Raw genomic sequence first — 21,573 nt, 5'->3', positions numbered from 1 at the left:
GCGTCTTTTCCGTTCAGATGTGGAGGGGAAGCTCGACCGTGACCACCGTAGGCCCTCCCGGCGGGCTGTGGACATCGATCGTCCCGTCCACCGGCGCCACCCGGCCGGCCAGGCCCCGCAGCCCGGACCCGGCGTCCGTCCCGGTGTCCGCCGCCGCGCCGCCGTCGCCGTCGTCGCGGACGAGCAGGGTCAGCAGGCCGTCCGATGCCCGCACGCCGAGTACGGCGCGCCGGGCTCCGCTGTGCCTGGCCACGTTGGCGAGCAGTTCCGCGGCGCAGAAGTAGGCGACGGCCTCGATCGCCGGGTCGGGCCGTTCCGGCAGGTCGGCGTCGAACCGGACGGGGACCGGGCTGCGCGCGGCGAGCGTGGCCAGGGCGGTCTCCAGCCCCTCGCCGAGCGCGGACGGGTGGATGCCGCGGATCAGGTCGCGCAGCTCGGCCAGGGTCTCCTTGGCGTCGCGGTGCGCGCCCTCGACCAGGGCGCGGGCGCGGGCCGGACGCTCCGGCCGGTCGGCGTGCTCCAGCTCCTCCAGGGCCATGCCCAGCCTCATGGCCAGCGTGACCAGCCGCGCGGCCGTGCCGTCGTGCAGGTCGCGTTCGATCCGGCGCAGCTCGGCGGCCGCGCCGTCCACCGCCATCGCCCGCGCCCGCTCCAGCCTGCGGGTCCTGGCCTCGCCCGGAGCCGGTCCCAGCAGCGTCCGGGCGAGCAGCCGCTCGGGGGCCAGCGCGAGATGGACGCCCCACGGCGCCGCCAGCAGCAGCGCCGCCCCGGCGGCACTCGCCGTCACCGCACCCGGCAGGCCGTCCGGAAGGACCGGCAGGGCGCCGGAGTGCCACAGGGGGTGGCAGAGCAGGGCCGGGCCGCCTCCCCACAGCCCGGCGGCCACGGCGAGGGCCAGCAGGGCCGACGGCAGCCGGACCAGGCCGTGGATGACGGCGCGCCATCCCGTCAGGTCGCCGAGTGCCGCCACGAGCCGGTCCGCCAGGCCCGGACCGGACCGGAACGGGGCCGGATCGGCCACCCGCACCCCGGCCAGCGCGCGGGCAAGCCACCTGTTGGCCGTGCCGAGACGCCTGGCCGCCGGGACGCCCAGCGCCAGCAGCGGCACGCCGACGACACCCGCCGCCGAGGCGACGCCCAACGCCACGACGACGGCGTAGACCAGGCCGATCACGGCCATCAGCGGCGCCACCAGCGCGTAGGCGAGCTCACGCCACGCCCGCGCCCACACCGGAGCCGCGACCATCGCGCGCCGCATGTCCGGGGGCCCGTCTCCTGCCCGGCTCTCCATGCCCCTCGTCACCGTTCCTCCTCACCGCGCGGCGCCGCCGGCGGCTTCTTCGCGGTGGCGACGCCGTACAGCCTGGCGGACGTGTGGGCGCGGGCCCAGCCGGACGGCACCCGGGGGACATCCCGAACCCGGTACGGAGGACATCCCCGTGGCGGGTGCCCGCCCGGCCCGGCCACGGTGGAGCCATGACGACGACGAAGCGACGACATTCCCTCGGCAGGACCGGATGGCTGGTCATCGGCATGGCCGCGGCGGCGTTGGCCGGGATGACCCCGGCGGCGTCGGCCGCCCGGGACGATGGGCCGACGTGGGGCGACTGCGCCGGGAAGGACGCGCCCCAGGACATGCGGTGCGCCGCGATCGAGGTGCCGGTGGACTGGTCCCGGCCGGACGGGGCGAAGATCACGCTGAAGCTGGCCCGGCTGGCGGCCACCGAACCTGGACAGCGGATCGGCAGCGTGCTGGGCATCCCCGGCGGTCCCGGGGCCAACGGGATCGACGACCTGAAGCTCGCCGCCGCCGACCTCACCGACCTGCGGCGCAGGTTCGACGTCGTCGCCTACGCCCCCCGCACCACCGTGTGGCGCGACCGGATGCCGGGGGTATGCAGACAACCCGGGACGACGCTGCGTGAGCCCCGCGACCGCAAGGAGTACGCCGCGCTGACCACGGCGATGACCAAGGCGTTCACCGCCTGCCGGGACGCGGACCGCACCGGATTGTTCGGCCGCATGGACTCCCTGTCGGCGGCCATGGACATGGAGGCGGTCCGCGAGGCACTGGGGGAGGAGCGGCTGAGTTTCATGGCCAACTCCTACGGCGGGGTCCCCGCCGCCGCCTACGCCCGGCTGTTCCCCCAGCGGATCCGGGCCATGTATCTCGACGGCACGATCAACCAGGTGAACGGCTGGAACGACCAGACGCTGCGGATATATCCCGCCGCGGAGAAGGTGTTCGCCCGGTTCACCCGCTGGTGCGCGGAGACGTCCGCCTGCGCGCTGCACGGGGAGGACGCCGGGAAGGTCTGGCGCCGGCTGGTCCGCGACGCCGACCGCAGGCCGATCCCGGTCACCTCCGCGGAGTTCGGGAAGGGCGCGCTGACCGGCTGGCACCTGAGGAGCTTCGGCTTCATCCCCGACCCCGGGCCGGAGAACTCCCGCTGGCTGGTCTTCGCCGAGGCGGTGGACAAGGCCCGGCACGGGGACGGGTCCGGCTTCGCCGACTTCGCCCTGGGCAACGCGCGGGTCTGGGCCATGCCCGGGGCGCTGGCGATGAGCTGCGGGGACGACCGGGGATTCACCGGATACGCCGAGCTCCAGGCGTTCCGCCGGAAGGCGCGGAAGGCCTCGCCGGACTTCGGGACGGCCAGGTTCGACGGGCTGGGCTGCGCCGGGTGGCCGCTGCCGGTGGCCAACCCGTCCCGCCCTCTGCCGGTCCGCGGCCTGCCGCCGTTCCTGGGAGCGGGCAGTACCTGGGGCGACCTGACGGTGACCGAGAGCTTCACCCGGCTGGTGCCGGGGTCGGCCACCGTCGCCTACGACGGGCCCGGTCACTCCCTCTACCTGTCGGGGAAGAAGTGCCCTATCCGGCACGCCACCCGGTACCTGACCGACCTCACGCTGCCCGCGCCGGGCACGGTCTGCCCCGCTGAGTGACTCGTCCCGGTGTCCGCCGGGCCACGGTGGGGGAGCGGGGCGCGGACCGGCACACCCGGCTTTTAATGAAATTTCTGACCATTTCGCCTCTCATCTAATATTTCCTCATTTGGGAAGTGTTAGATGAGAGGGGGATGGAAAAAAATCGAAGAAACGCCGAACCTCGGGAGCCGGAAGGCCATCTAAAAGGCCATGGAGCGGAAGGGCGAGGCCCTTCCCCGGATTTCCCGGAAAGGACGGCGAATGACTCACCGAAGGATTCGCAACAGCGCACTGGCCCTGTCCGCGGCGGCACTGCTGACCGTCGCCGCCGCAGGTCAGGCCGGCGCCAGCACCGCCGCGTCCATGTCCGTCGCGTCCGCGCGCGCCGCGAACTGCGTGCACGTCAGCCACTCGTCCGGCTACGTCACCCAGACCGTGAAGGTCACCAACGACTGCGCCTCCACCATCTCCTTCTCCGTCCGACGGGTCGGGCCGGACAGTCCCTGCTTCATCGTCGGCCCGCACCGCTGGCGGTCGTACAAGTGGGGCAACGGGCTGAACTACCAGGGCATCAGGTGGAACTGCTCCTGAGCTCCGCTTGGCGGGCGTCCGCCGCCGCGGGCGCCCGCCACGCCGGAACGAGGCGGGCGCGAGAGGAGAGCCGTACGCGGACCGGCCGGCCGGAGACCGGGTGCGTCCCCGTCAGGGCCGGGCGGACCCCGTCCGCCGCCGACGGTGTTCGGCGAGCATCCGGCCTCCGAGGTCGACATAGCCGGCGAAAAGGCCGATCACATCATGAAGCCGTTCCTGCGCCGGACCGCTCCGCACCAGTGACTCACCCTCCCGCAAGGCGGCGATCAGGGTCCTGGCCCGCGCCTGGCTGGCCTCCAGCAGCGACTCGATCCCTCCCGTGGCCTCGACCAGGAGCCGTCGGCTGCCCGGCTGCGGGATCACCCTGGCCAGCCCCCAGGAATCCAGCTGCCGTACCGCGGTGCTCACCGCCCCCTTGCTCAGTTCCAGCTCGGCGGCGATCGTGTCGAGGGAGATCGGCTCCTCGCTGAGGAGCAGCAGTCCGTAGGCGCGTCCCGTCGCGTGCGGCAGGTTCCAGGAGGCCAGCAGGTCGCCCACCGAGGTGATGAACGCCCGGCGTCCGTCCGCGCTCATCGCCGTGCTCCCTTCTCCGCCGGGACCGTACGCAGGAACGCGCCGATCGCCGCGTTGACCGCGTGCGGGTCGTCCTGTCCGGCGATGTGACCCGCGCCGGGGATGACGATCTCCTCGATCCCCTCGGCCTCGGCCCACCGGGGCATGGCCGAGGCGATGTTGCCGGTGCGGTCCCGCTCGCCACGGATCAGGCACAGGGGAACCGGCGTGCGATAGCCGGGATCCGGGGCGAGGAACCCGACGGTCGCCCGCCACACCTGGACGAACTCCTTCTTCGACAGCCGGCCGAAGGCCCGCCGGGCATCCGCTCGCGCGGCCGGGGTGACCGCGGAGGCATCGGCCATCACCCGCGGGAAGGCCCTGGCCGGGATCATCGACAACATCGGCGCGGCCGACCGCAGCAGCAGGCGTTCGTTCCAGGACAGCGGCGCCGTGTTCGGCGTCGCGCCGATGACGACCAGGGCTCGGGCGAGACCGGGATGCCGCCGGACGACGGCCTGGCTGAGGTTGCCGCCGAGGGAGTGCCCCACGAGCACCGGCCGGTCCACCCCCAGGTGCCCGATCAGCGCGCACAGGTCCGCGATCGCCTCCTCGGCGGTGAACCGCACTCCGGAGGGGCGGGAGAGGCCATGACCCCGCAGGTCCCAGGTGACGACGCGATACCCCCGCTCCCGCAGGTACTCCCGCTGGGCGTCGAACATCACGTGGTCGGCTCCGGCCCCGTGGGTGAGCACCACCGGCACGCCGTCACCGCCGCTGTCGGCGTAACGCAGGTCGCAGCCACGGAGGGGGAGGACGGACGTCATATTCACCATGGTCTAAATATAGTGAATATGAACCTCGTCATTCGCCGCTCGCGCGAACCGCGCGGGATCGGTCCCGTCCACCGGGATGCGCCCCACGTCCGTCCGGCTGAGCGGCCGCGGCGGCGCGCTCCTGGCGGAGCCCGCGCTCGATCCCCTCGCCGCCCGCTGTGCCGGCGAGGCGTCACGAGGCGTCACAAGGCGTCACAAGGCGTTATGAGACTCCACCGGATATCGGCCGCACCGCCGGGACGCCGCGCCCGCTGTCACCCGGCGGTCCCATGGCGGGTTCGATCTCCGGCGGGGTGGCGGCGCCGCCGGAGACCTCGCGCAGCCGGGTGAGGGTGCGGTCGAGCTGGCTCGCCAGGTGGGGGATGGTCGCCGGCGGCAGGTACGCCTCCGCGCCGGCGTCCAGCATGCGCCGTACCGGGCCGTGGTAGTTGACCCCGAGTTCGTCGTCCTCGATCTCGGTGATGACGACGCGAGCCTTCGGATACATCGACCTGAGGCATGCGATCAGCTGGGGGCTGGACGGCGGCGCCAGCAGCACGTCGGTCGTCTTGGGGGCGGCGTGCATGTCGAGCACGACGTAGTCGGGGCCGAGCCGGTCGGACAGTGCCACCCGGGCCGACGCCGACAGCTTCATCGCCGTGGCGACGACCGTCACGCCGTCGTAGTCGGCCGCGGGCTCTTCACCCGCGTCCTCGACGGCCTCCTCCGCGGCGGGATCGACGACGGCGCCGTCGAGCACGCGCAGGGTGCTGGAGATCACCGCGACCGTCTCGCCGTCCCGTGTGACGGCCAGTTCCTCCCCGGGTTCGAGGGCGTCGACGAGCGCCAGGACGTCCTCGGGAAGGCGGGTGACGTCGATCGACCGGGCGGCCCGCGCGGCGCGCCTGCCCGCCATCAGGGCGATGATGGACGGAAGCGTGGCCATGGCCCGGGATTCTTCCACATCGACCGGACGCTCTCCCGGATCCCGGACGGAAGGCGCGCCGCGCGCCCTCGCCGCGGCGGACCTGAGCACGGAGGTCGCTGCGGTCCCAAGCCCGGAGGTCGCTGCGGTCCTAAGCGCGGAGGCCGCGCAGGACCCTTTCCACCGTGCGGGCGCAGAGCGCTCTGAAGTCCTTCTCGTCCATGCCGACGCGTCCGCCGAGATACAGCTGGACGAGGCCCTGGACGGACGAGGTCAGGGCCAGGGCGGTCTCCAGCGGGTCGTCGGGACGCAGCAGGCCCAGGCGCATGCCCTCCTCGGCCAGTTCGACGACGCGGGCGAACGCCGGTGACCCGTTCCGCCGGAAGTCGTCGGGGAAGCGCCTGACCCTGTCGCGCCGATCGGTCATCAGGAACGTGTACAGATGCGGGCGGCCGAGGGCGAAGTCCAGGAAGTCCTCCAGCAGGCACCTCACGCGGGTCTCCCAGTCGCCGTCCGGGACCCTCGTTCCCCAGCCTTCGCCCAGTTCGTCGAAGGTACGGTCCGCCACCACGGCGAGGAGGGCCTCGCGGCTGGGGTAGTGCTTGTAGATCGCCATGGCGGTGACGCCGACCATCTCCGCCACTCTGCGCATGGTCACCGCGTCGGCTCCTTCGCCGGCGAGGATCGTCCGCGCGGCCTCGGCGACCCGCTCCCTTGTCGCGTTCACGGTGTACAACATAAACGACGTGCGCCTTCGGAAGGTTCTCGAAGAGGCCGTCGCGGAGGATGTCGAGAACGGCCTGGCGGCTCCGTCCCAGGAGCGCACGCGGCCACCGTGGCCGTACCGGACCGGGGAGACCCGCATGACCATTCAGCGGATGGACAACGTCCTCATCGTCGTCGAAGACCTCGACGCCGTCATCGCGTTCTTCGTCGAACTCGGCATGGAACTGGAGGGCAGGGGGCCGATCGAGGGACGCTGGGTGGAGCGCGTCATCGGGATCGACGACGTCCGGCAGGACGTCGCGATGCTGCGGACCCCGGACGGCCACGGCCGGATCGAGCTGGCGATGTTCCACGCGCCGAAGGCGATCCGTCCCGAGCCGAAGGACGCGCCGGCGAACACGCTGGGAATGCGCCGCGTCATGTTCGCCGTCGACGACATCGAGGACGCCGTCGCCCGCCTGCGCGCCCACGGCGCCGAACTCGTCGGCGAGGTGATGCGGTACGAGGACGTCTACCTGCTCTGCTACGTCCGCGGCCCCGAGGGCATCGTCGTCGGACTGGCCGAGCAGATCGGCTGAAGGGGACCGCACGCCCGGACGGGGGACCTTCCGGGCCCCGGGCACGGGGCCGGGCGCCGTGCCCGGAGTGTCCTCCCGAGGAGGGGGCCTCCGGTCGGGCCGGGCTCATCCCTCCGGGGCCGGCGGGGGATCGCGTCTTCGGGCGAGGGCGGCCAGCAGGGCTCGCCGTTGCCGTTCGGTGAGGTCGGCGACCCACTGCCGGCCGTCGAGTCCGGTACTCATCAGCAGGGTGTGGACGGTGACCGGGGTGGCGCCGGGCAGGGCGAGCAGGATCCGGCGGATCGGGGTACGGCGGGTGATCTCATCGTCGCGCCGGAAGACCTCGGCCAGGCCGAGCCGCCCGGCGGTGAGCTCCTCGCGGAGCTGCGCCCTGCTGAGCGGGACGGTCGGCGCCGGGCCGTGCGGCGGCGGAGCCTGTGCGGGCGCGGGCAGGGTGGCGTCCGGCCCGGGGCGGGGGAGGCCGGCCGGGGGAGCAGCCGTCGGGGCGGGGTGGGACGCCTTGGCGGGGCCGTCGCCGCCGCCCAGGACGTTCGCGGTGACCAGCAGGACGCCCGCGCAGGCCGCCGCGGCGGCCGCGACGGCGATCTGCCGCCGGGACAGCCGGCCGCTCCGCTGCTTTCCGGCGGCGAGCTTCATCCCGACGATCGCGGTCCGGCACAGCACGCCCATGACCATGCTGAGCAGGATCGGCACCAGGGCGGCGGGCAGCGGGCTGATGGTGGCGACCACGACTCCCGCGGCGGGGCTGAGGCAGGAGACGATCAGCCAGGGGGTCAGGCGCTGTTTGGCGATGTCCAGCAGCGCGGCCAGGGCGAGGCCCTCGCTGGCCGAGTGCACGACGAGCGCGATGATGACGACGACGGACGCGGTCAGTGCCAGGGCGGCGCCTTCGATGGCGCGGTGCAGGGTGAGCGCGGCGGCGGTGCCCATGCCGCCGAACACCGCCGCGTCCATCCCCTGCTTGATGCGGCGGTGCAGTCCGGGGCCGTGCAGCGCGGTGCGGGCCGCGGCGTCCTCGGGGCAGGCGCAACCGCGGCGGGTGAAGTAGGTGATGACCAGGAACCCGAACAGGGCGGCCAGGGCCAGGCCCCACAGCGGGACGCCGGTTTCCGCCGCTTCGCCCCAGGCGTCGGGCAGCAGGTCGACGAGCGCGGTGACCAGCATCATCGCCGAGGCGACGGCCAGCCACAGCGTCATCCGTTCCGAGTCGCGCCGGGCGAGGTAGGCGCCGACGAGGGTGGAGACGCAGACCAGGAGCACCGCGCCCCAGGCCGCCTGGCGGGGAGGTTGTGCCTGCAGGGCCGGCCCCATTGCCCAGACCAAGGCCGATGGTGGCATCGGTGAGCACCTCCTGATGATCTGAAGGGGTGGGTGAACGCGGAAGAGCACGGGAGGCAGGGGTACGGCGCGGCCGTCGCCGGCGAGGTCGTGAGGGGGCCGCTCCGCGTGAAGGGGACGCGATGTGAAGGCCGTCCCGGCGGATCCGGCCGCCCCGTGTGAAAGGGGCGGGACGGCCGGTGGGTGTCAGTCGGCGGGCCGGTCGGGGGCGGCGTGCCGGGCGGACGGCGGGGCCTGTCCGGGCCGGGTGAGATCCCGCAGTTCGTCGAGCAGGGTGTGCAGCCTGCTGATCTGGCCGTCGATCGCGTCCCTGAGGCCGCTGCCGGACGCGGCGACCGCGGTGTGCAGGCTCTGGATCCGCTCGTCCAGTGCCTCCGGGGAGACGGAGGGGCTCCGGGGGTGCCGGGCGGAGGCGTTGCGCCAGGCGGCGCGTTCCACCTGCTCGGCCGTACGGCGGGCCCGGTCCAGGATCGCCCGGGCCTCCTGGTGGGCCAGGGCGAGGGTGCGGTCGGCCGCCCGCCGGGCGATGTCGGAGACGCGGTCGTCCTCACCGCCGTCCGCCCGTCCGCCGTCCCCGTCCGCCGCGGCGCGGGCCCGCAGGTCCGCGTTGTCGCACAGCACCTTGATCAGGGTGGTCTCGACCTGCCCGAGGAACTGGTCGACCTCGGTCAGGTCGTAGCCCTCGCGCAGCCGGACGACGGTGAACACCTGGTTGCGCACCGCAGCGGGGGTCAGCAGTCCCGCGGCCGCGGGCGGGTCGGTGAGCGTCGGCGCGGCCGGCGGGCCGTCCTGTCCAGCGTGCTCGTCCTGTCCGGCGTGCTCGGCGGCTCCGTGTCCGTGTCCGTGTTCTTCGCCCATGGGCGTCTTCACCGTTCTTTCGCTGTTTCGAAGTTCCGCGATGAGCGGGAAAGGGACAGAAGGGGGGCGGGCACATGGTCCTTCCACCGGCCGCAGGTTCGCGGGTTTCCGCCGGGGGGCCGTCATCGGGCCCTCCTCGCGGAGGACGGTGAGAGCCCAATGGCGGACGGCGCCGGTGATCAATCGTGGCCGCAGGGGAAACCGTCGCCTCGGTGACCGTCGTCTCCGTGATCGTCGCCGTCGTGGTGGTGGGAGTGCCGGTCGTCCCACTGCGGAGGAGCGGCGTGCTGATCGGCTGGAACGTCACAGCCGGCGTCGGCGCACCGTGGGTCCTGGGCCGGGGTGCCGGGTTCGTCTGTCATGGGAACGCCTCCGGTGTGTTCTGTCGCTGAGATCGCGATCGGGTCGATGGGGTCGCCGTGGAAGACCACGGAAGACCATGGCGTGGAACGCGATGCCGGGCGCGATGCCGCCTTCGCGGAGAGGAACGCGGCTCGGCGTCCGCGGCGGGACCGGTGGTGCCCGTCCCGCCGCGGAGGGGCGGGTTCTCGCCTACGGCGCGGGGTCTGCCGTGGACGGGAGGCGGTGCCGGCCGTACCGGGCGGATGCCGTCGGCCGGATCACCTCCAGTCCACCCGGCGCAGGTAGTAGCCGTAGGACCAGCCGGACGTGCCGGTGGGGGTCTTGACGGCGATCCAGCCATGGCGGGCGGTGCAGGAGCCGTGGACGCGGCCGTCGGTCACCCGCAGCCGCCCGATGGGCCGGTAGCGCAGCCCCGGTCCGGAACGGACGCGCAGGAAGCCGCCGCGCCGTACGTGGACGACCCGGTAGCCGCAGGTACGCGCCGAGGAGGTGGTGGTGCCGGCGGCGGGAGCGTTGACGCCGGCGGGCCGGGGGGTGACGGCGACGGGGGTGCTGACGCCGGTGGGCCGGGGGGTGCCGGAGTCGGCCCGCGCGGGTGTGACGCCGATCGCGAGCAATCCGGCCGCGGCGCATGCGGTCAGCGCGGGGAGGATCCGCCGGGTGTTTCGCATGGGACTTTTCCTTCCGGTGAGCATCGCCGTAACCGGTTGAACGCCGGGGGCCGGACGGGTCTAATAGGGATCGACCTGCGATGTTCACTCTTCGTGGTTACCCGATTACTGAAGCATCACACATATGAGCAATCATGCAAGTAAGGTTTTGCTCTCGTTGGGGCAGGGGTGACGGTCCACCTGGCCCGGTTCCCGGCGGACGTGTTGACGAACGGCGGCGAAGTCTCCACACTTGCACAAGTGAACAGTCATTCAGTTGTTTCCCTGCGACCGGACCGCGACTGCTCGGTCACGGTGGTCGACGCCGAACGGGTGGCCGGCGTCCGGGACGCGCTGCCCGCGGACGAGTCCATCGAGGAACTGGCCCAGATCTTCGGGCTGCTGGCCGACCCCCGGCGGCTGCGGCTGATCGCCGCCCTGCTCGAAGGCGGCGAGATGTGCGTGTGCGACCTGACCGCGCTCACCGGGCACAGCATGTCGGCCGCCTCGCACGCGCTGCGGCTGCTGCGCGCCAAACGGGTGGTGAAGGTGCGCCGCAGCGGCCGGATGGCCTACTACCGGCTCGCCGACTCCCACGTGCGGATGCTGCTGGACGTGGCCCTCGCCCACATCAGGCACGAGCGGGGAGAGCGCGATGACTGACCTGCACACCCCCGGCGTGCACGGAGCCGGTGAGCCCGGCCCCTCCGCCCCCCGCGGTCGCGGACACGGCCACGGCCACGGGCACGCCGTCAGCGCCCAGGCCGACCGTCGCTACCTGACCGGCGCGCTCGCCCTGATCGTCGTCTTCATGGCGGCCGAGGTGGTCGTCGGCGTCATCGCCCGTTCCCTCGCGCTGATCTCCGACGCCGGGCACATGCTGACCGACGCCTTCGCCATCGTCTTCGCCCTCGTGGCGATGCGGATCGCCGCCCGCCCGCCGCAGGGCGGCTTCACCTACGGCCTCAAACGCGCCGAGATCGTCTCCGCCCAGCTCAACGGCATCACCCTGCTGCTGCTGGCCGCCTACTTCGTCTACGAGGGCGTCCACCGCCTCATCGACCCTCCGCAGGTCGCCGGCGGCTACATGCTGGCCACCGGACTGGCCGGCATCGCCGTCAACCTCGCCGCGGCCTGGCTGCTGCGCAGGGCCGACCGCTCCAGCCTCAACGTCGAGGGCGCCTTCCAGCACATACTCAACGACCTGTACGCCTTCATCGCCACCACCGCAGCCGGGGCGGTCATCATGGCCACGGGCTGGGCGCGGGCCGACGCCGTCGCCGCACTGGTCGTGGCCGCCCTGATGCTCAAGGCCGGCTGGGGCCTGGTGCGCGACGCCGGCCGCGTCTTCATGGAGGCCGCCCCCGTCGGCATCAGCCCCGCCGAGATCGGCCGGAAGACCGCCGCCCTGCCCCACGTCGTCGAGGTCCACGACCTGCACGTATGGGAGGTCACCTCCGGCTACCCGGCGATGTCGGCCCACATCCTGGTCGTCCCGGGGGCCGACTGCCACGCCGTACGGCAGGCCGTCGAGCGTCTCCTGCACGACGACTACGGCATCGGGCACACGACCCTGCAGGTGGACCACGCCGCCTCCGAGCCGCAGGCCGACGACCCCGGCGCGTTCCACTGCGCGGATCCGCACGGACCCTCCCACCGCTCCGACGCCCCGCCGTCTCCCGAGGCGCCGCCGAGCGCGCCGGGCGGGGTCCCCGCCTCCGGATGAGCGGAACCCGGCGCGGCGTTCCTCCCCCGCGTACGGTCGCCGCCGCCCGCCCCGAGGACGGAACGGCGCAATCCGCCCGTGACCGGCACCGGTGAGCGGTCCGCGACGGTCACCGGCCGGCGCCACACCCCGGCGGCGTCCCGGCCGTGCAGGGCGCAGGTTGTGGCCGAACGGCACCAGGCGGCGAAGCGCTCCATCTGCCGTTCGGCCCGCGCGTACATGCGGGGCTCGCCGGCGACGCCGTACTCGATGAGACCGCCACACGCACGGCAATGCGTCAGGATATCCTGACGCCTATGACATTCAAGAGCCCGGACATCCCCGGCCACGAGGGCTTCGCCGCCCCGGTGCTCCCCAATGGGGATCTGGCCTCATCCGCCGGCGCCTTCACCAGGACCTTCGTCGGCTACCAGGCCGGATGTTCCTGCGGATGGACAGACCAGCGCCGGTTCCCGTCCACGGAGGAGGGGGCCAAGGAGACGGAGTATCGCTGGTGGAGCAGGCACGCCGCTCCGCTGCTCGCCGCCGCGCCCCCCGGCGAGCTGGTGACCACGTCGAATCTCCTGTGCGAGCGGATCGTCAAGCTCGCCGCCGAACGTCCTCTCGCCGCCCTCACACTGCTGTCCCAGGTGGAGAGCTGGCACCGTACCCTGCTCGACCAGGTCGTCGCCGGCGCCCGGGAGGCCGGCGCCTCCTGGGCTCAGGTGGGGGAGGCGATGGGAATCTCCAAGCAGAGCGCCCACGAACGGTTCAGGGCGCACATGAGCACGTGACGCGACCCGCCGGGGGCCTTTCCGCCGCCCGGCACCTCATCGAGCTCGCCGCCGTTCCCGGGCCGCCGTGAGGACGGATCCGGGTCACCGTGCGGCGGCCGGCGACCGGTGGCGATCCCGGCACGGGCCCGGCTCCGGCCACCGGCCGGGGCGGCGTGGCCGGAGCCGCACCGGGATGGCGCGCGCTCTCAAACCCTGAGCGGGCGCAACGCCGTGCTCCAGGAGACGACCTGGTCGAGCAGCCCGCCCAGCGCGTCCTCCTGATGCGCGGCGGGCTTGAAGACGGTGAAGTCCTCGAAGTCGCTGCGCAGCAGCAGCTCCACGGCCATCTGGACGTCGGCCACCTTGACCTGGCCGAGCACCTGCCGGAGGTGCTCGGCCGCCCGCACGCCGCCGCTGACGCCGTAGCCGACCACGCCCGCGGCCTTGTCGTGCCATTCGGCGAACAGGAAGTCGATGGCGGTTTTGAGCACGCCGGTGGTCGAGTGGTTGTACTCGGGGGTGACGAAGACGAAGCCGTCGAAGCCCGCGACGGTGTCGGACCACGCCTTGGTGTGCGGGTGCTCATAGACCCCGCCGGCCGCGGGGAGCGGCTCGTCGAGGTGGGGAAGGTCGTAGTCCTTCAGGTCGACCAGCTCGTAGTGCGCGTCACCGCGCCTGACCGCGCGGTCATGGACCCAGCGGGCGACGGCCTCGCCGTTGCGTCCCGGCCGCGTGCTGCCGATGATGATGCCGATCCTGATCACTTCTCCACCTTCAGTACGATTTTTCCGCGGACGTCGCCGCGTTCCGCGGCTCGGTGCAGGTCCGCCAGGGACTCCAGCGGACGGACGTCCGCCCTGACGTCCACCACGCCCTCATCGATCAGCGCCACCAGCTCGGAGAGCTGTCCCGGATCGTTGCGGGTCACGAACCGGACGGCGCGCGGATGCTCGATCGGCTCGGTCACCGAGACGAACTCCCCGGCCAGCTCCGTCACCGAGTCGGGCACGCCGGCCACCAGGTTGATCAGCACGTCGTTGCCGCCCGGCAAGGGGTCGGCGGTGTAGTCGACGATCTCGTCGGCGCCCAGCGCCCGCACGGCGTCGGCGCTGCGCGCACTGGCGGTCGCCACCACGTGCGCGCCCGCGTGCTTGGCCAGCTGTACGGCGAACAGCCCGATGCCGCCGCCGGCCCCGTTGATCAGCACCCGGGTGCCGGGGCGGACGCGGGCGTGCTCGAAGACCGCCTGCCACGCGGTGAGCCCGGCCACCGGCACGGCGGCCGCGTCCGTCAGCGGGATCCGCTCCGGCACCCTGGCCAGCACGCTCGCCCTCACGACCGCGTACCCGGCCGCCGCCCCCTCGATGAGCCCGATCACCCGGTCGCCGGGGACGAGGCCGTCCGCCCCGGTGACCACGGTGCCCGCGACGTCCGCGCCGAGCGTGTACGGGAGCGTGACGCCGAGCACGTCGTGCAGCAGGCCCCTCCGCAGGCCCACCTCCGAGGGGTTGAACGACGTCGCGCCGACCCTGATGAGCACCTCGCCCGGCCCGGGCCTCGGCACCGGCACCTCGTCCAGGGAGATCACCGAGGCGTCGCCGTACTCGTGGATGCGGGCGGCCCGCATGGTGCCGGGAAGGTCCGCGGCGTGCTCGCCCGCCTGCGTCTCGGACTCGCTCAAAGGTACTCCGACGGCTTTTCGGCTCACCGGGGGACGACCGGTCGCACCGGCTGCCCCATCGACCGGGAATTCTGTCATGCCGTCAACCATAGGAGCCGTGACAGAGGCACCCAATGCGCTGCTGTCTGTGATTAATACGCGATCGTCTTGCTGGTTAGACTCATGTCATGGACGTGCTGAGCGACGTGGTCGCCTCCATGCGCATGGGCGTGCCGCGCTCGGCACGCGTCGAGTGGGCGGCACCGTGGGGGCAGCGGTTCCCGTCGGTGCCCGGTTCGGCGGGTTTCCAGGTGGTGCTGCGCGGCTCGTGCTGGGCGATCCCGCCGGAGGGCGAGCCGATCCCGGTCGCGCCGGGCGACGTGCTGTTCTTCCCCCACGGGCACGGCTACGCGCTGGCGGACTCGCCCACCACCCCCGTCGCGGAGCCCGACTGCGACCCCCACGCTCCCGCCGGACTGTTCGCCTCGGCCTCCATGGAGGGCGCCGGGCCCGTCACCGTGACGCTCTGCGGCGGTTACCGGCTCGACCCGAACCGGGCGCATCCGCTGCTCACGGGGCTGCCCGAGATGATCCACCTGCCCGCCAGGCTGGGGCACGACACCGAGCTGCGCGCCGCCGTCGAGCTGCTCGGCAAGGAGATCGAAGCCCCGCGGCCGGGCGCGGACCTGGTGGTGCCGGCGCTGCTGGACACGCTGCTGCTGTACATCCTGCGCGCCTGGTTCGACGCCTCGGTGGAGCACTGCAGGACCGACGGCTGGGCCGCCGCGCTGGCCGACCCGGCCGTCGGCGCCGCGCTCGACGGCATCCACCGCGACCCCGCCCACCCGTGGACGGTCGAGTCGCTCGGCCGCCGCGCCGGGCTGTCCCGCGCGGCGTTCTCCCAGAGGTTCACCCGGTTCGTCGGGCAGCCGCCACTGACCTATCTGACCTGGTGGCGGCTGGGCACGGCCGCGCGCATGCTGCGCGACTCCGACGCCTCGCTGAGCGAGATCGCCGCCGTCGTCGGCTACGGCTCGGAGTTCGCCTTCGCGAACGCCTTCAAACGCGAGTACGGCATGGCCCCCGGCAGATACCGCCGCCTGGGCTGCCCCTCGCCCACGGGCTGAGCGGCACCCGGCGTCCTTCCGGTCCCCGGGTCCGCGGTGACGGCCGCCGAGGCGTCCGCCGTCAGAGGGCGTAGGGGCCGAAGCGGCCCCACGCGATGACCGCGGCCAGTGCGAGCAGCACCACATTGACGGCGATGGCCGCCGGCTCCCCGCGGCGGGCGTGGGTGGCGGCGGCGGCGAGCATGGTGATGGCCAGGCCGGTGGCGGCCAGCGGGGTCAGGATCGGGGCGATGCCGGTGACGGCGGGCAGGATCAGGCCGAGGGCGCCGAGGAGTTCGGCCGCGCCGATCAGGCGGATCCGGGTGAGGGTGAAGTCCTCCACCCACGGCGCCATGGGGCGCAGTCCCTCTTTGGACCGGGTGGCGTGCATGATCCCGGCCAGGCCGAAGACGGCGGCCAGGAGGGCCTGCAGTACCCACAGGAACACGTTCACGTCGATTGCCCTCTTTCCTTCAGGTTCTTGGCCTGGTGGCAGGTTCGTGGGCTAGTAGCGGCCGAGGGTGCCGCGGCGCCGGGCGAGGTCTTCGAGCCGGTCGAACAGGACCACCCCGCCCACCGTGATGAGCAGCGGCTGGGCCAGCAGCCAGCCGAGACCCCATCCGGTGGGGAGGGCGGCCAGGGAGTGCCCGCCGAGCAGGATGTCGCGCATCGCCTCGATACCGGGCGCGATGGGGACGATGAGCCGGCTGAGGAAGGCGACCGGGTCGGGCATGGCTGCCAGGGGGACCAGGGTGCCGCCCGCGATGGCGTAGACGGCCACGGACAGCTGAGTGATGATCTCGATGCGTTTGAACACCAGGGTCAGGCCGCACAGGATGAGCGCGAGCCCGCAGGTGCCCAGCACGATGGCGGCCAGCGGCACGACCACCTGCGCGTCGAAGGGCGGTCGCCCGCCCTGGAGGATGATCGCGGTGGCGCCGGTGGCCAGGACGGCCAGCGCGGTGGGCACGGCCGCGATCACGGCGGCGACCTGGCGGCCGAGGGCAGCGGGGTCAGATAGGTCTGTTCCAGCACGCCGGACTGGATGTCGCCCAGGTAGCTCCAGAACACCCGGTTGACCTGCTCGTGGATGAAGGTCAGAGCCACCATGCCGAGCAGCACCGGCGGCAGCAGATCCGCACGCAGCTGCCCGCGCCCCATGAACAGCACGATGAGCAGGTAGAACAGCGGAAACGTGATCATTTCCATCAGGGTTTCGCGCCACCCGGCGAGCAGGTTGAGCAGGCCCTTGCGGACTTCGGCGGCGAATCCGCGGACGAACGTCATGACGACTCCAGGGCTCGTCGGTGGTTGCGGGCGAACAGCAGGCCGGCGACGGCGACGAGGGCGAGGGTGTGGGCCAGCAGCCAGGGCAGTGCGCCGCCGGCCCAGACCTCGGCCAAGGTGCGGTCCTCGAACAGCGTCTGGGTGAGCGCCTCGACGCCCAGCGTGGTGGGCAGGAGCCTGGCCGTCGCGGCCAGCCAGTCCGGATACAGGTTCAGCGGCAGGAACGAGCCGTTGAGCAGCAGCACCAGCGAGGTGAACAGCGACTGCAGGGCGCCGATCATCGGGGAGACCAGGGCGAGGGCCGCCAGCAGGAAGGTGAAGGCCAGCGCGTTGATCATCAGAAGTACGGCGGGCAGGAGCGCCGCCCAGCGCAGGGGGACGGCGATCCGGGCCAGGAGCATCGGGACGAGAGCGGCGACGGCGGCCACGGCCAGCCCGAACAACGAGGCGGTGATCAGCCGGCCGAGCATCGGCAGCCACGGGGGCGCCGGGCTCATCCGGGACTGGGCGAAGGTGCCCGCGCGTTTCTCCTCGATGAGGTCGGCCACCATCACCAGGCCGGCGTACTGCACGCCGATCGCGACCAGGGTCGGCGGCAGCAGGTCCTGGCGCAGTTCGCCCTGGCCCAGGACGAACTGCAGGCCGAGGTACATCACGGTGCTGATCAGCAGCGTGACGACGTGCCCGATCGGGTGGGCGAGCTGGACGCGCAGACCCTTGCCGATCTCCGCGCGCAGAACGTCAGCCGGCATGGGAGGGCTCGTTCACCAGGGCGAGGAACACGTCCTCCAGGCCGGGCTGGATCTGGGTCAGCGACTCCAGTACGGCTCCGTGCGCGCGCAGCCGCTCGACCACCTCGTACACCTCGCGCGGATCGCTCACCCGCACGCTGATGACGGTGACGCCGTCACGGGTCACGGTGTCGAGGCCGGGCGGGGCGGTGCCCTCGACGCGGATCTCGTACCGGTCGCGTTCGCGGAAGCGCGCCAGCAGCTCACGGGTGGGCAGGTCGGCCACGAGCCGTCCCTGCCGCATGACGGCCACCCGGTCGCACAGCTCCTGGGCCACGTCGAGCTGGTGGGTGGTGAGCAGGACGGTGGTGCCGAGCTCGCGGGCCTGCTCGGCGATCCAGTTCTTGACGGTACGGGTGGCCTCGACGTCCAGGCCGAGCGTCGGCTCGTCCAGCAGCACGATCGGCGGGTCGGCGATCAAAGCCGCGGCGATCGCGACCTTCTGCTGCATGCCCCGGGAGAAGCCGCCGACCTTGTCGTGCCGGCGTTCCCACAGGCCCAGATCGGTCAGCAGGTCCTGTGCGCGCTCGGCGACCCGGGCCTTGCGCAGGCCCTTCAACCGGCCGAAGTACATCAGGTTCTGCCAGGCGGACAAGCTCCAGTAGACGTTGCGGGAGCCTTCCAGCACGGCGCCGAACTGCGCCATCGCGGACGAACGCTGCCGGGCCACGTCGAAGCCGCCCAGCCGGGCCCGGCCGGAGGTGGGCGTCAGCAGGCCGGCCAGCATCTTGATGGTCGTGGTCTTGCCGGCGCCGTTGGGACCCAGGAAGCCGAAGACCGATCCGGCCGGAACGCTCAGGGACACCTCGTCGACCGCCCGGACCTGCGCCGAGCCGTACACCTTGGTCAACGCGTCGACCTCGATCATGTCATTTCCCGGGGGAGGGAGGGTCGTCGTCACTGGTCCTCATCTCTAGAGTTGACTTCTAGCGAACAAATCTAGAGATAGACTCTAGCCATGAGCGGTGTCAAGCAACCCGGCAAGCGGGCGCAGAAGGCCCAGGAGACCCGGCGGCGCATCCTGTCGGCGGCTCTGGAGCTGTTCGTGCAGGACGGATACGGTGCGACGAACCTTCAGGACGTCGCCGACAAGGCCGGGGTCGCGGTGCAGACGATCTACTTCGTCTTCGGCAACAAACGCGTCCTGCTGAAAGAGCTGGTCGACGTGACGATCGCGGGCGATGACGAGCCGGTGGCCACCATGGACCGGCCCTGGTACGTCGACGCGCTGGCCGCCGGCACCGCCCACGACATGCTGTGCGCCTACGTCGCGGGCACGACCTCGATCCTGGAGCGGGCGGCGCCGATCGGCAGGGTCCTGGACGGAGCGTGCGCGAGCGATCCCGAGGTCGCCGCGCTGTGGCCCCGCGACGTCGATCCGCGGTACGTCGTTCACGAGAGGGCGGCCAGGGCGCTCGTCGGCAAGCCCGGCGCGCGGGCGGAGGTGCCGGCGGAGGAGGCCGCCGACCTGCTCTACGGCCTGCTCAGCCCCGAGCTGTACCTGTTGTTCGTGCACACGCGCGGCTGGCCGCGCGAGCGCTGGGAGCGATGGGCTCTCCGGACCCTGCGCGCCCAGCTCTGCTCGGATCAGGGCCGTTGACGGCGCGGCCGGGGGCCGCGTCCCGGCCGCGCCCGGCCCGTGCGCACCCGATCCGTTCGCGGCCGGGACGGACGGCGCGCGGGCGGGGGAGGCTCCGCGTCAGGCCCTGCGGCGGAGGACGCAGAACTCGTTGCCCTCCGGGTCGGCGAGGACGACCCACGGGACGTCGCCCTGTCCGACGTCGGCGGGCGTCGCGCCGAGGGCCCGCAGCCGGGCCACCTCCGCCGCCTGGTCGTCACCGGGGTACGGCAGCAGGTCGACATGGACGCGGTTCCACACGGTCTTCCCGCCGGGCGTCACGCGGAGGAACTCCAGATACGGCCCGACGCCCCTGGAGGAGCGGAGCCTCGCGTGATCGTCGGTGGCCTCGTGCAGCGTCCAGTCCACCGCCCGGTCCCAGAACCGGGCCATGGCCCGCGGGTCCGCGCAGTCGACCACCACCGCGGCGATCGGGCCGGTGTCCCGGTAGATCTCCCGGGGCTCCAGCACGCAGAACACGTTGCCCTCCGGGTCGGCCAGAACCGTCCACGGGACGTCACCCTGGCCCACGTCCGCGGGCGTCGCGCCGAGTCCCTTCAGCCGCGCCACCAACTCGGCCTGATGGGCCGCGGAGGTGGTGGCGAGATCGAGGTGCACGCGGTACTTCACCGTCTCGGGGTCCGGGACGGTGACGAGGTCGATGTAGAAGGCGGCGGGATCCGGCCGGGTGAAGCCCAGGGGTTCGAGGTTGGTCACGCCGGGACCCTCGCTGGAGACGCCCCAGCCGAGCGCCTCCGCCCAGAACCGGCCGAGCGCCGCGTCGTCCCGGGCCTTGAAGTTCACCTGGATGAGATTCAGCGCCATGCCGCCCACCCTATTCCGGGCGGAAGGCCGGGCCCTCCGCTGAGCCGTACGGTCCCCGCGCGGCGCGCACCCCCGAACCTGTACGGCCCGCAGCCCGGGTGCGCCCCTTACTTCCCTCTCGCCCGCGATGCAACTCCGGCGTTGACAGGATGTTGATATTCAAGGGCAACTTGCTGACCCGGCTTTTTCTGGAATGTCCGCCATGAATGGCGCAAAGTTGTTCTTGTAAGGGCGAGCGATCGCCGGAGAAGAACAGAGAAAAGCCAGAGAAGGCAAGAGAGAAGGAGCAAGGAATGCAGAAGACCGGTCTTTTCGCCAAGCTGGGTGTCGCCGCCGCCGTCACGATGGGCGGCCTGGCCCTGGTGTCGCAGCCGGCGGCCTTCGCCGCCGCCGCCCCGGCTTTCTCGGTGACGCCGGCCACCGGCCTGTCGGACGGCGCCTCGGTCACCGCCTCCGCCACCGGAGCCGCGGCCGGGGAGCAGATCACCATCCTGCAGTGCGCCACCGTGAAGGACCAGCTGGCCTGCAACCCGGCGACGGTGAAGACGGTGGCCGCGGACGCCGCCGGCTCGGCGAGCACCTCGTTCGTGGTCAACAAGGGCTTCCAGGCCGTCACGCCCGACGGGACGGCCGTGGGCTCCGTGGACTGCGCGGTCACGGCCTGCTACGTCAGCGCCGGGAGCCCGAACGGCCTCCTGGGGTCCACGCAGCTGTCCTTCCGCTGACCTCCACCCATCCGGACCGGGGAATCCTCCTCCGGCCGGACGGGAAAAGGGATGCACATTGAAACGGCGCTTGACTGAATAAGTAAATATTTCACGAAATGAGCGAGAAAGGAGTCCGAGTGCGAAAGCGCGGCCGCCGGGAGAGTCCCCGGCGGCCGCCGGCGCGCGGCCGTCCGGACGACCGCGCGGGTGCCGCTCCCAGCCGGGAGCGGCGGCCGTCGGACACGTCGGACACGGTGGGCACGCCGGACACCGAGCCCGTCCGACCGGCCGGCTCGGCGGCCCCCGTCAGGCGGTGAGGCCGGGGGACCCCTCCCGGCCGAAAGCGATCACGATGTCCCTGCCGTTGGCGTAGCTGACCACGGGCCTGCCCAGCGCGTCGCCCACCCTGCGGGCCACGCGCTGGAACAGCTCCACCATGTCCGGGGTCTCGGCGGTCACCCGGAACCGCCCGCTCGCCAGGAGGTGCTCGGTGACGAGCGGGGAGAAGGCCGCCTCGCTCCGGGCCATCTCGTCCGCGTCGAGCGGAGTGTGCCGGGGCGCTGGCCGTGTGGCGGGGGAGTGGGGGGGCATCGGTCTCTCCTCGTGGTCGACGTCACCCCAGGATGCCACCCGGATCACCGCCCCGGGCCGCCGGGGAATCGGCGGCCGTCCAGGACCTCCGGCCACGGGCACGGCGCCGGCCCGGGAGGCGCCGCCGTCTAGTGCTGTGACCGGAAACGATCGCCGGGTTGGCGTGTAGGACGGTCCTGCCGG

General features: G+C 72.6%; 27 protein-coding genes. 10 read left to right on the top strand and 17 right to left on the bottom strand.

The window, feature by feature from the left end:
• Positions 1–13: 13 nt before the first annotated feature.
• Positions 14–1,303, bottom strand: coding sequence for a sensor domain-containing protein (locus AB0D67_RS09425; protein ID WP_362931754.1), 1,290 nt, complete (start codon positions 1,301–1,303; stop codon positions 14–16).
• Between the two features lie 173 nt (positions 1,304–1,476).
• On the opposite strand from AB0D67_RS09425, the gene AB0D67_RS09420 reads away from it, so the two are divergent.
• The gene (locus tag AB0D67_RS09420; RefSeq protein WP_362931752.1) at positions 1,477–2,946 is read left to right on the top strand and encodes an alpha/beta fold hydrolase; all 1,470 of its coding nucleotides are present in this window, start codon (positions 1,477–1,479) and stop codon (positions 2,944–2,946) included.
• A 243-nt stretch (positions 2,947–3,189) separates the two neighbouring features.
• Complete coding sequence (locus AB0D67_RS09415) at positions 3,190–3,519, top strand: hypothetical protein (RefSeq protein WP_362931750.1); 330 nt, start codon at positions 3,190–3,192, stop codon at positions 3,517–3,519.
• Between the two features lie 111 nt (positions 3,520–3,630).
• Here the strand turns inward: AB0D67_RS09415 and AB0D67_RS09410 are convergent, their stop codons facing one another.
• The 4 genes from AB0D67_RS09410 to AB0D67_RS09395 form a co-directional block, all read right to left on the bottom strand.
• A complete protein-coding gene (locus tag AB0D67_RS09410; protein WP_362931748.1) occupies positions 3,631–4,092 on the bottom strand; it encodes an HTH domain-containing protein in 462 nt (153 codons plus the stop codon).
• Positions 4,089–4,898 carry an alpha/beta hydrolase gene (locus tag AB0D67_RS09405; protein WP_362931746.1) on the bottom strand — a complete coding sequence of 270 codons (810 nt, stop codon included), beginning with the start codon at positions 4,896–4,898 and terminating at the stop codon, positions 4,089–4,091. The genes AB0D67_RS09410 and AB0D67_RS09405 overlap by 4 nt, the downstream gene beginning before the upstream one ends.
• Positions 4,899–5,109: 211 nt before the next feature.
• Positions 5,110–5,832 carry a hypothetical protein gene (locus AB0D67_RS09400; RefSeq protein WP_362931744.1) on the bottom strand — a complete coding sequence of 241 codons (723 nt, stop codon included), beginning with the start codon at positions 5,830–5,832 and terminating at the stop codon, positions 5,110–5,112.
• A gap of 130 nt (positions 5,833–5,962) precedes the next feature.
• Positions 5,963–6,538 (bottom strand): TetR/AcrR family transcriptional regulator, encoded by a 576-nt coding sequence (locus AB0D67_RS09395; RefSeq protein WP_362931742.1) that lies wholly within the window; start codon positions 6,536–6,538, stop codon positions 5,963–5,965.
• Between the two features lie 136 nt (positions 6,539–6,674).
• Here AB0D67_RS09395 and AB0D67_RS09390 point away from each other — a divergent pair, with 136 nt between their 5' ends.
• A complete protein-coding gene (locus tag AB0D67_RS09390; protein WP_362931740.1) occupies positions 6,675–7,115 on the top strand; it encodes a VOC family protein in 441 nt (146 codons plus the stop codon).
• Positions 7,116–7,220: 105 nt separating this feature from the next.
• Here AB0D67_RS09390 and AB0D67_RS09385 read toward each other — a convergent pair whose 3' ends face one another.
• Both AB0D67_RS09385 and AB0D67_RS09380 read right to left on the bottom strand, forming a co-directional pair.
• Positions 7,221–8,453: a hypothetical protein gene (locus AB0D67_RS09385; RefSeq protein ID WP_362931738.1), complete on the bottom strand. Its 1,233-nt coding sequence runs from the start codon at positions 8,451–8,453 to the stop codon at positions 7,221–7,223.
• A gap of 186 nt (positions 8,454–8,639) precedes the next feature.
• Entirely contained in the window at positions 8,640–9,311 is a 672-nt protein-coding gene (locus AB0D67_RS09380) for a DivIVA domain-containing protein (RefSeq protein ID WP_362931736.1), read from the bottom strand.
• A gap of 185 nt (positions 9,312–9,496) precedes the next feature.
• Here AB0D67_RS09380 and AB0D67_RS09375 point away from each other — a divergent pair, with 185 nt between their 5' ends.
• On the top strand, positions 9,497–9,703 hold the full coding sequence (locus AB0D67_RS09375) for a hypothetical protein (protein WP_362931734.1): 207 nt from the start codon (positions 9,497–9,499) through the stop codon (positions 9,701–9,703).
• A 228-nt stretch (positions 9,704–9,931) separates the two neighbouring features.
• Here the strand turns inward: AB0D67_RS09375 and AB0D67_RS09370 are convergent, their stop codons facing one another.
• Positions 9,932–10,345: a hypothetical protein gene (locus AB0D67_RS09370; RefSeq protein ID WP_362931732.1), complete on the bottom strand. Its 414-nt coding sequence runs from the start codon at positions 10,343–10,345 to the stop codon at positions 9,932–9,934.
• Positions 10,346–10,585: 240 nt separating this feature from the next.
• Here AB0D67_RS09370 and AB0D67_RS09365 point away from each other — a divergent pair, with 240 nt between their 5' ends.
• The 3 genes from AB0D67_RS09365 (at position 10,586) to AB0D67_RS09355 (ending at position 12,823) form a co-directional block, all read left to right on the top strand.
• Positions 10,586–10,987, top strand: coding sequence for a metalloregulator ArsR/SmtB family transcription factor (locus AB0D67_RS09365; RefSeq protein WP_362931730.1), 402 nt, complete (start codon positions 10,586–10,588; stop codon positions 10,985–10,987).
• On the top strand, positions 10,980–12,050 hold the full coding sequence (locus AB0D67_RS09360) for a cation diffusion facilitator family transporter (protein WP_362931728.1): 1,071 nt from the start codon (positions 10,980–10,982) through the stop codon (positions 12,048–12,050). The genes AB0D67_RS09365 and AB0D67_RS09360 overlap by 8 nt, the downstream gene beginning before the upstream one ends.
• 296 nt (positions 12,051–12,346) lie before the next feature.
• Complete coding sequence (locus AB0D67_RS09355; protein WP_362931726.1) at positions 12,347–12,823, top strand: hypothetical protein; 477 nt, start codon at positions 12,347–12,349, stop codon at positions 12,821–12,823.
• Positions 12,824–13,011: 188 nt separating this feature from the next.
• Here AB0D67_RS09355 and AB0D67_RS09350 read toward each other — a convergent pair whose 3' ends face one another.
• The gene (locus AB0D67_RS09350; protein WP_362931724.1) at positions 13,012–13,569 is read right to left on the bottom strand and encodes an NAD(P)H-dependent oxidoreductase; all 558 of its coding nucleotides are present in this window, start codon (positions 13,567–13,569) and stop codon (positions 13,012–13,014) included.
• Positions 13,566–14,486, bottom strand: a complete 921-nt coding sequence (locus tag AB0D67_RS09345) for an NADP-dependent oxidoreductase (RefSeq protein WP_362931722.1) — start codon at positions 14,484–14,486, stop codon at positions 13,566–13,568. Before AB0D67_RS09345 ends, AB0D67_RS09350 begins: the two co-directional genes overlap by 4 nt.
• 167 nt (positions 14,487–14,653) lie before the next feature.
• Here AB0D67_RS09345 and AB0D67_RS09340 point away from each other — a divergent pair, with 167 nt between their 5' ends.
• Positions 14,654–15,592, top strand: coding sequence for an AraC family transcriptional regulator (locus AB0D67_RS09340; RefSeq protein WP_362931720.1), 939 nt, complete (start codon positions 14,654–14,656; stop codon positions 15,590–15,592).
• 61 nt (positions 15,593–15,653) lie between these two features.
• Here the strand turns inward: AB0D67_RS09340 and AB0D67_RS09335 are convergent, their stop codons facing one another.
• Genes AB0D67_RS09335 through AB0D67_RS09315 form a run of 5 tightly spaced genes read right to left on the bottom strand, consistent with a single transcriptional unit; the run spans position 15,654 to position 18,517 of the window.
• Positions 15,654–16,025 (bottom strand): DoxX family protein, encoded by a 372-nt coding sequence (locus tag AB0D67_RS09335; protein WP_362931718.1) that lies wholly within the window; start codon positions 16,023–16,025, stop codon positions 15,654–15,656.
• A 51-nt stretch (positions 16,026–16,076) separates the two neighbouring features.
• A complete protein-coding gene (locus AB0D67_RS09330) occupies positions 16,077–16,553 on the bottom strand; it encodes a hypothetical protein (protein ID WP_362931716.1) in 477 nt (158 codons plus the stop codon).
• Positions 16,550–16,858 carry a hypothetical protein gene (locus AB0D67_RS09325; RefSeq protein ID WP_362931714.1) on the bottom strand — a complete coding sequence of 103 codons (309 nt, stop codon included), beginning with the start codon at positions 16,856–16,858 and terminating at the stop codon, positions 16,550–16,552. Before AB0D67_RS09325 ends, AB0D67_RS09330 begins: the two co-directional genes overlap by 4 nt.
• Positions 16,855–17,610, bottom strand: a complete 756-nt coding sequence (locus AB0D67_RS09320; protein WP_362931712.1) for an ABC transporter permease — start codon at positions 17,608–17,610, stop codon at positions 16,855–16,857. The genes AB0D67_RS09325 and AB0D67_RS09320 overlap by 4 nt, the downstream gene beginning before the upstream one ends.
• A complete protein-coding gene (locus tag AB0D67_RS09315; protein WP_362931710.1) occupies positions 17,600–18,517 on the bottom strand; it encodes an ABC transporter ATP-binding protein in 918 nt (305 codons plus the stop codon). The genes AB0D67_RS09320 and AB0D67_RS09315 overlap by 11 nt, the downstream gene beginning before the upstream one ends.
• A gap of 90 nt (positions 18,518–18,607) precedes the next feature.
• Here AB0D67_RS09315 and AB0D67_RS09310 point away from each other — a divergent pair, with 90 nt between their 5' ends.
• A complete protein-coding gene (locus tag AB0D67_RS09310; protein ID WP_362931708.1) occupies positions 18,608–19,249 on the top strand; it encodes a helix-turn-helix domain-containing protein in 642 nt (213 codons plus the stop codon).
• A 99-nt stretch (positions 19,250–19,348) separates the two neighbouring features.
• Here AB0D67_RS09310 and AB0D67_RS09305 read toward each other — a convergent pair whose 3' ends face one another.
• The gene (locus AB0D67_RS09305; protein WP_362931706.1) at positions 19,349–20,092 is read right to left on the bottom strand and encodes a VOC family protein; all 744 of its coding nucleotides are present in this window, start codon (positions 20,090–20,092) and stop codon (positions 19,349–19,351) included.
• A gap of 293 nt (positions 20,093–20,385) precedes the next feature.
• Here AB0D67_RS09305 and AB0D67_RS09300 point away from each other — a divergent pair, with 293 nt between their 5' ends.
• Positions 20,386–20,817: an enediyne antibiotic chromoprotein gene (locus tag AB0D67_RS09300; RefSeq protein ID WP_362931704.1), complete on the top strand. Its 432-nt coding sequence runs from the start codon at positions 20,386–20,388 to the stop codon at positions 20,815–20,817.
• 288 nt (positions 20,818–21,105) lie between these two features.
• Here AB0D67_RS09300 and AB0D67_RS09295 read toward each other — a convergent pair whose 3' ends face one another.
• Positions 21,106–21,390 carry a hypothetical protein gene (locus tag AB0D67_RS09295; protein ID WP_362931702.1) on the bottom strand — a complete coding sequence of 95 codons (285 nt, stop codon included), beginning with the start codon at positions 21,388–21,390 and terminating at the stop codon, positions 21,106–21,108.
• Positions 21,391–21,573 lie beyond the last annotated feature (183 nt).

This window comes from Streptosporangium sp. NPDC048047, assembly GCF_040653115.1.
In the GTDB taxonomy this organism is placed as follows: Bacteria; Actinomycetota; Actinomycetes; order Streptosporangiales; family Streptosporangiaceae; genus Streptosporangium.
The sequence above is the reverse complement of the archived record's forward strand: the minus strand, read 5'-3'. Positions and strand labels throughout refer to the sequence as shown.

Excerpts from the sequence above, each read along its gene's own strand:
- AB0D67_RS09420 (WP_362931752.1), top strand. The coding sequence starts at position 1,477 with ATGACGACGACGAAGCGACGACATTCCCTCGGCAGGACCGGATGGCTG.
- AB0D67_RS09415 (WP_362931750.1), top strand. The coding sequence starts at position 3,190 with ATGACTCACCGAAGGATTCGCAACAGCGCACTGGCCCTGTCCGCGGCG.
- AB0D67_RS09410 (WP_362931748.1), bottom strand. The coding sequence starts at position 4,092 with ATGAGCGCGGACGGACGCCGGGCGTTCATCACCTCGGTGGGCGACCTG.
- AB0D67_RS09405 (WP_362931746.1), bottom strand. The coding sequence starts at position 4,898 with ATGACGTCCGTCCTCCCCCTCCGTGGCTGCGACCTGCGTTACGCCGAC.
- AB0D67_RS09400 (WP_362931744.1), bottom strand. The coding sequence starts at position 5,832 with ATGGCCACGCTTCCGTCCATCATCGCCCTGATGGCGGGCAGGCGCGCC.
- AB0D67_RS09390 (WP_362931740.1), top strand. The coding sequence starts at position 6,675 with ATGACCATTCAGCGGATGGACAACGTCCTCATCGTCGTCGAAGACCTC.
- AB0D67_RS09385 (WP_362931738.1), bottom strand. The coding sequence starts at position 8,453 with ATGCCACCATCGGCCTTGGTCTGGGCAATGGGGCCGGCCCTGCAGGCA.
- AB0D67_RS09380 (WP_362931736.1), bottom strand. The coding sequence starts at position 9,311 with ATGGGCGAAGAACACGGACACGGACACGGAGCCGCCGAGCACGCCGGA.
- AB0D67_RS09370 (WP_362931732.1), bottom strand. The coding sequence starts at position 10,345 with ATGCGAAACACCCGGCGGATCCTCCCCGCGCTGACCGCATGCGCCGCG.
- AB0D67_RS09360 (WP_362931728.1), top strand. The coding sequence starts at position 10,980 with ATGACTGACCTGCACACCCCCGGCGTGCACGGAGCCGGTGAGCCCGGC.
- AB0D67_RS09355 (WP_362931726.1), top strand. The coding sequence starts at position 12,347 with ATGACATTCAAGAGCCCGGACATCCCCGGCCACGAGGGCTTCGCCGCC.
- AB0D67_RS09340 (WP_362931720.1), top strand. The coding sequence starts at position 14,654 with ATGGACGTGCTGAGCGACGTGGTCGCCTCCATGCGCATGGGCGTGCCG.
- AB0D67_RS09325 (WP_362931714.1), bottom strand. The coding sequence starts at position 16,858 with ATGACGTTCGTCCGCGGATTCGCCGCCGAAGTCCGCAAGGGCCTGCTC.
- AB0D67_RS09320 (WP_362931712.1), bottom strand. The coding sequence starts at position 17,610 with ATGCCGGCTGACGTTCTGCGCGCGGAGATCGGCAAGGGTCTGCGCGTC.
- AB0D67_RS09315 (WP_362931710.1), bottom strand. The coding sequence starts at position 18,517 with ATGATCGAGGTCGACGCGTTGACCAAGGTGTACGGCTCGGCGCAGGTC.
- AB0D67_RS09310 (WP_362931708.1), top strand. The coding sequence starts at position 18,608 with ATGAGCGGTGTCAAGCAACCCGGCAAGCGGGCGCAGAAGGCCCAGGAG.
- AB0D67_RS09305 (WP_362931706.1), bottom strand. The coding sequence starts at position 20,092 with ATGGCGCTGAATCTCATCCAGGTGAACTTCAAGGCCCGGGACGACGCG.
- AB0D67_RS09300 (WP_362931704.1), top strand. The coding sequence starts at position 20,386 with ATGCAGAAGACCGGTCTTTTCGCCAAGCTGGGTGTCGCCGCCGCCGTC.
- AB0D67_RS09295 (WP_362931702.1), bottom strand. The coding sequence starts at position 21,390 with ATGCCCCCCCACTCCCCCGCCACACGGCCAGCGCCCCGGCACACTCCG.